A 5,200-nucleotide genomic window follows, 5' to 3' on the forward strand; every position below is an offset into this window, starting at 1 on the left:
GCGTTCAGGCATGGGTGCCTAGGCGATTTGGATGTATGGGGGATGCGCCGGGTGTCCGGGGAGAGTCGGCGTCGGCGAGCGCGATGGCGGACCGCCAGATCTCCGGACCGCTGGACCTCGACCCCGTAGCTTGTCGAGCCCGCGCCAGGTCGCATGGAGGCCGAAGAGCCCTCGCCAGGGGCTGTCGGTGTTCTGTTCAGACCACTCGCGCGTGCGGCTCAGCCCAGCTCCTGGTTCGCCAGGGTGCGGTGCGGCCAGCGGGCTCGTGCCTGTTCCTGGGAGCGCATCAGGGCCAGTGTGGGCAGACCCTGAGCCGCGCCCTGAGTGAGGAGGTCGGGGAGCGCCGGGATCGGGGCCACGGCGGCCACGTCGTCCAGGACGAGGGTGAGTGGTGGGTCGAGCCGACCGGAGGATGACCGTTCGGCCATGCGCCGGCCGTGCTCGACCACGTGTGAGGCGAGTGCGGTCAGGAAGGGCATCGCACCCGGCTGTGTGCGGGGATCCTCGATGGATTCACCCATCAGATAGAGCGTTCCCCCTTCGGCGACGAATGACTCCAGTGCGAGCGTGTCGGCGCGTCCCGGATTGCAGGCGTCCCGGATGTGGATCGAGGAGAGGGCGCCGAGGGCACGCGCGGTCAGTTCCTGGGCCATGTCCCGGCGTTCGCGGTGTGCGGTGAGGGTGGCCTCCAGCTCGCCGGCCGCGCCGCCCGCCGCCTTGGGATGGGTGCGGAGGATCCGTACCGGCTCATGGGCCGAGTTGCCCTGCGCCCAGCGGTGCACATGACGGAACGGCCGGCCGTCCACGGCGGCGGCGTGCAGCCAGCAGCGGAGCATGGTCTCCGCGGCCTCCGCCATGGGCCGGTCCATCGTGTGAGCGGGGCGGACGGGGGCGAGGAGGGCGGCGGCGCGGGCGGCCGCGATCTCGCGGGAGCCGCAGCCGGCCGCCGGGTTCCAACGCAGTCGGGCGGGGGTGTCGAGCAGATGGGACGGGTCGAAGACGTGGGTGGGCCCGAGCGTGGCGCGGGCGTCCTTGGTGGTGGACCAGAGCTTGGGGTCGCTGGTGACAACGAGGAGGGGGCCGACGGCGTCCAGGACGGTGTGGACCGCCGACTCACCGCGCTGGGCGCCGAAGAGGACGCGGGACCGGGCCGGTGCGCCTTCGGCGAGGCCGGTCGCCGCCGGCGGGTCGGTGCGGGGGGTGGGGAGCGGCCGCGCGGACGCGGCGGACAGGTCCTCATGGGGGGCGGGCGCGGAGGTGTCTCCGGCTGGGGCGTCCTGAGCGCTCGCCCTCTGCTCGGCGATATGAGGCCGCGGGTCGGGGCCCGGCCCCGTGGCCGCCTGAGCGGCGACGGGCTCGGTGCCGTGGTGGTGGCCGGGGGTGGGTGCGAGGGCACCGCTGCCGGGGAGCGCCTCGGCCTGATCCGGCGCGGCGGGCACGGCGAGGCGGTCGGAAGCGGCGCTGCGGGGCCAGGAGGCCGGGGCGCCCTCGGCGGCGGCCCTGGCGGGGCCAAAGGCGGCTCCGGGGGCCGCTGAGCCGCCTCCCGGGCCGGGCGCGGGCGAGGGCGGCGTCTCGATGCCCTCGATGCCGGAGGCCGGGTCCGGCCTCGTACGGCCGCCGCTCGCGGTCTTGGTGCCGCCCTTGGCGGTCCCCGCGTCCGTGAGGCCCAGCCGCTTCGCCTCCGCGGCCTTCGCACGGGCGACGCGGCGCTGGGCGCGGACCGTCCGGTAGCGGGCCAGCGTGCCGATAGCGAAGATCGTGAACACGATCAGCACCATCAGCTCGCTGATGAAGATGCCCCAGAACAGTCCGTACCCCGACAGCTGGTGCTTCGGGGTACTGGGCCAGGCCGCGGCCAGGTCGTGCGGCTCCTCCACCAGATGGCGCAGCGCCACCGGTGTCCGCATGAAGGTCAGGTTGTCCGGCCAGGCGCCGCGGGCGAAGAGCCCGGACAGCCCGGTCGCCGACCACACCAGGCCGATCAGGCCCAGCAGAAGGGCGATGGAACCGATCAGCAGACCGTCCGGAATGCCGCGCTCCGCGGACGGAGGTCTTCCGCGGTCCGCGGGCCCGCCGTGATTGTGTCCCGCTGCCATCTCACGCCACCGTGGATCCGTACGACGGTCCGCCGTAGGTCTCCGCCTCCACCGCCTCGACCGCCGCGGCGGCCCGTTCCTCGGCCTCCGCCTCGGCCGCCATCCGCAGGGCCAGCGCGTCCTCGGTCATCGCGCGGTCGGTGTAGACCAGGGGCCGCTCGGCCTCGGTGACCAGGTGTTTGACGACCTGTACGTTGCCGTTGACGTCCCATACCGCGATACCGGGGGAGAGCGTCGGAATGATCTCGACGGCCCAGCGGGGCAGGCCCAGGACGCGGCCGGTGGCCCGTGCCTCGTCCGCCTTCTGGGCGTAGATCGTCCGTGTGGAGGCCATCTTGAGGATGGCCGCGGCCTCCCGCGCCGCCGCGCCGTCCACCACGTCGGACAGGTGGTGGACGACGGCGACGAAGGACAGGCCCAGCCGGCGCCCGAACTTCAGCAGCCGCTGGAAGAGCTGGGCGACGAACGGCGAGTTGATGATGTGCCACGCCTCTTCGACGAGGAAGATGCGCTTCTTGCGGTCGGGGCGGATCCAGGTGTGCTCCAGCCAGACGCCCACGATGGCCATCAGGATCGGCATCGCGATCGAGTTGCGATCGATATGCGAGAGGTCGAAGACGATCAGCGGCGAGTCCAGGTTGATCCCGGCCGTGGTGGGGCCGTCGAACATACCGCGCAGATCGCCGTCGACCAGCCGGTCCAGCACCAGGGCGACATCGAGGCCCCAGGCCCGTACGTCGTCTATGTCGACGTTCATCGCCTCCGCCGATTCCGCCTCGGGGTGGCGCAGCTGCTCCACGATGTCGGTCAGCACCGGCTGGCGGTCGACGATGGTCTCGTTGACGTAGGAGTGCGCGACCTTCAGGGCGAACCCGGAGCGCTCATCGAGTCCGTGCCCCATCGCGACCTCGATGATCGTACGGAGCAGGGCGAGCTGACCGGTCGTGGTGATCGCCGGGTCCAGGGGGTTCAGCCGGATACCGCCGTCCAGGGCCGCCATGGGGTCGAGCCGGATGGGCGTTATTCCCAGCTCCTGGGCGATGAGGTTCCATTCGCCGACGCCGTCCTCGCCCTGGGCGTCCAGCACCACCACCTGGCGGTCGCGGAACCGCAGCTGGCGCAGGACATAGGTCTTCTCCAGGGCCGACTTGCCGTTTCCGGACTCGCCGAGCACCAGCCAGTGGGGGGCCGGCAGCTGCTGGCCGTAGAGCTGGAAGGGGTCGTAGATGTAGCCCTTGCCGGAGTAGACCTCGCGGCCGATGATCACGCCGGAGTCGCCGAGGCCGGGGGCCGCGGTGGGGAGGTAGACGGCCTGGGCCTGTCCGGTGGAGGTGCGCACGGGCAGCCGAGTCGTCTCCACCTTCCCGAACAGAAAGCTGGTGAACGCATCGGTGATGGCGCTCATCGGATCGGCCACGGCGGAGCCCCTATCGTCCCTGTCGTCCCAGTCGTCTCTATCGGCGGATGCCGGTCGCGAACGGCAACGTGTTCACAAAGGCCCGGTGGTGTTCGCGGTCGCACCACTCCAGCTTGAGGTAGCTCTTCCCCGCCGAGGCCCGGATGGTCCGCTTGTCGCGTGCGAGCGCTTCCGGTGACCGGGAGGAGACGGTGATGTAGCCGACGAGATTGACCCCCGCGGCGCCGCTGGCGAGGTCCTCGCCGCGCTGGTCGAGCCGGCCGTGGGCGGCGATGTCGCGCGGGTCGACGGTGCGGTTCATCTTCGCGGCGCGGCTGGCCTCGGCCTCGTCGTTGGTCTTCTCGGTGAGCATCCGCTCGATGGCCACCTCGGTGGGCTCGAGGTCCATGCAGACGGCGACCGTACGGATGACATCGGGGGTGTGGACGAGCAACGGGGCGAGGAAGTTGACCCCGACGGGCGTCATGGGCCACTCCTTCACCCAGGCCGTGGCGTGGCACCAGGGCTCGCGGGTGCTGGACTCCCGCGTCTTGGCCTGCAGGTAGGTGGGCTCCATCGCGTCCAGCTCGGCGGGCCAGGCGTTCCGCTTGGTCATCGCCTGGATGTGGTCGATGGGGTGGTCCGGGTCGTACATGGAGTGGATGAGCGACGCCAGCCGCCCCTGCCCCAGGGGCTGCCGCACCCGGATGTCGGCCTCGGCGAGCCGGGCGCAGATGTCGGTCAGTTCGCGGGCCATCACCACAGCGAGGCCCGCGTCCTTGTCGAGCCGGCGGCCGCCGCCGCTGTGGCGGGCGGCGCGTGCGATGGCCTGGGCCTCGGCGGCGAGGTCGCGGGTGTAGTGCATGCAGGCGACGAGGTAGGCGCGGTGCTGCTCGGAGGAGGTCGAGACCATGGACTGCAGCTGGTCGTAGGAGTCCTTGAGCCAGCCGGGGGCCTGGTCGTCGCCGCGCCGCTCGACGTCCTTGGCGTGTGCGTCGGGGTCGGCGGGGAGGGTGCGGGCCAGCATCTGCAGACGGGTCACGAAGCCGTCGCCGTTGGCCACGTGCTTGAGCAGGGTGCCGAACCGGTCGACGAGGGCCTCCTGGTCCTCGCTGTCGCGCAGTCCGACGCCGGGGCCCTCGATCTCGATGGCGGCGGTGACGGTGCGGCGGTCGGCGTGCAGAAGCACGGCGATCTCGTCGGGGCCGAAGGGGGCGGCCAGCCAGTTGATCCGGCCGATGCCGGGGGGCGGGCCGACCTCGATCTCACGGCCGTCGAGGCGGGTGCCGGCCTCGGCGGCGCCGGAGCGGTAGGCGGTGGTGCCCTTACGGACGCTGCGCTTGTAGGAGCGGTTGATCTCGAACCACCTGTAGAACGTCCGCCCGTTGTACGGGACGTACACGGCGGCGAGGGCGAGGGTGGGGAAGCCGACCAGGGTGAGGATGCGGAACATCAGCACCGGCACCAGCAGCCCGCACATCATGCCGAGGAAGGCGCCCGCGATGATCAGCGCGATCTCGCCGGTCTCGCGGTTCTTGCCGACGATGGCGTTGGGGCGGGGACGCCCGATCAGATATGTGCGACGGGGCGCGATGGGATGCGACTGGGCGTCGATCGTCACCGTCGGTCACCTCCCGGGTTGTTGCCGGAGCTGCGGTTCGTGCGGGGGGCGCCGGCTGAGCCTCCGGGGTGGCCGGTGCGGCTGGCG

General features: G+C 71.8%; 3 protein-coding genes. All 3 read right to left on the reverse strand.

Annotation, left to right across the window (positions count from 1 at the left end):
• Nucleotides 1-218: 218 nt before the first annotated feature.
• The 3 genes from AXW62_RS39060 to AXW62_RS39070 are packed head-to-tail and all read right to left on the reverse strand — an operon-like array spanning nucleotide 219 to nucleotide 5,107.
• Nucleotides 219-2,096 (reverse strand): P-loop NTPase family protein, encoded by a 1,878-nt coding sequence (locus tag AXW62_RS39060; RefSeq protein ID WP_063817739.1) that lies wholly within the window; start codon nucleotides 2,094-2,096, stop codon nucleotides 219-221.
• Nucleotide 2,097: 1 nt separating this feature from the next.
• The gene (locus AXW62_RS39065; protein WP_370682977.1) at nucleotides 2,098-3,501 is read right to left on the reverse strand and encodes an ATP-binding protein; all 1,404 of its coding nucleotides are present in this window, start codon (nucleotides 3,499-3,501) and stop codon (nucleotides 2,098-2,100) included.
• 49 nt (nucleotides 3,502-3,550) lie between these two features.
• The gene (locus AXW62_RS39070) at nucleotides 3,551-5,107 is read right to left on the reverse strand and encodes an SCO6880 family protein (protein ID WP_037647477.1); all 1,557 of its coding nucleotides are present in this window, start codon (nucleotides 5,105-5,107) and stop codon (nucleotides 3,551-3,553) included.
• Between the last annotated feature and the right edge of the window lie 93 nt (nucleotides 5,108-5,200).

The sequence above is a fragment of the Streptomyces hygroscopicus subsp. hygroscopicus genome, from assembly GCF_001553455.1.
GTDB classification, from domain to species: Bacteria; Actinomycetota; Actinomycetes; order Streptomycetales; family Streptomycetaceae; genus Streptomyces; species Streptomyces hygroscopicus.

Bases quoted from the DNA above. Each gene is read 5' to 3' on its own strand.
- AXW62_RS39060 (WP_063817739.1), bottom strand. From the start codon at position 2,096: ATGGCAGCGGGACACAATCACGGCGGGCCCGCGGACCGCGGAAGACCT.
- AXW62_RS39065 (WP_370682977.1), bottom strand. From the start codon at position 3,501: ATGAGCGCCATCACCGATGCGTTCACCAGCTTTCTGTTCGGGAAGGTG.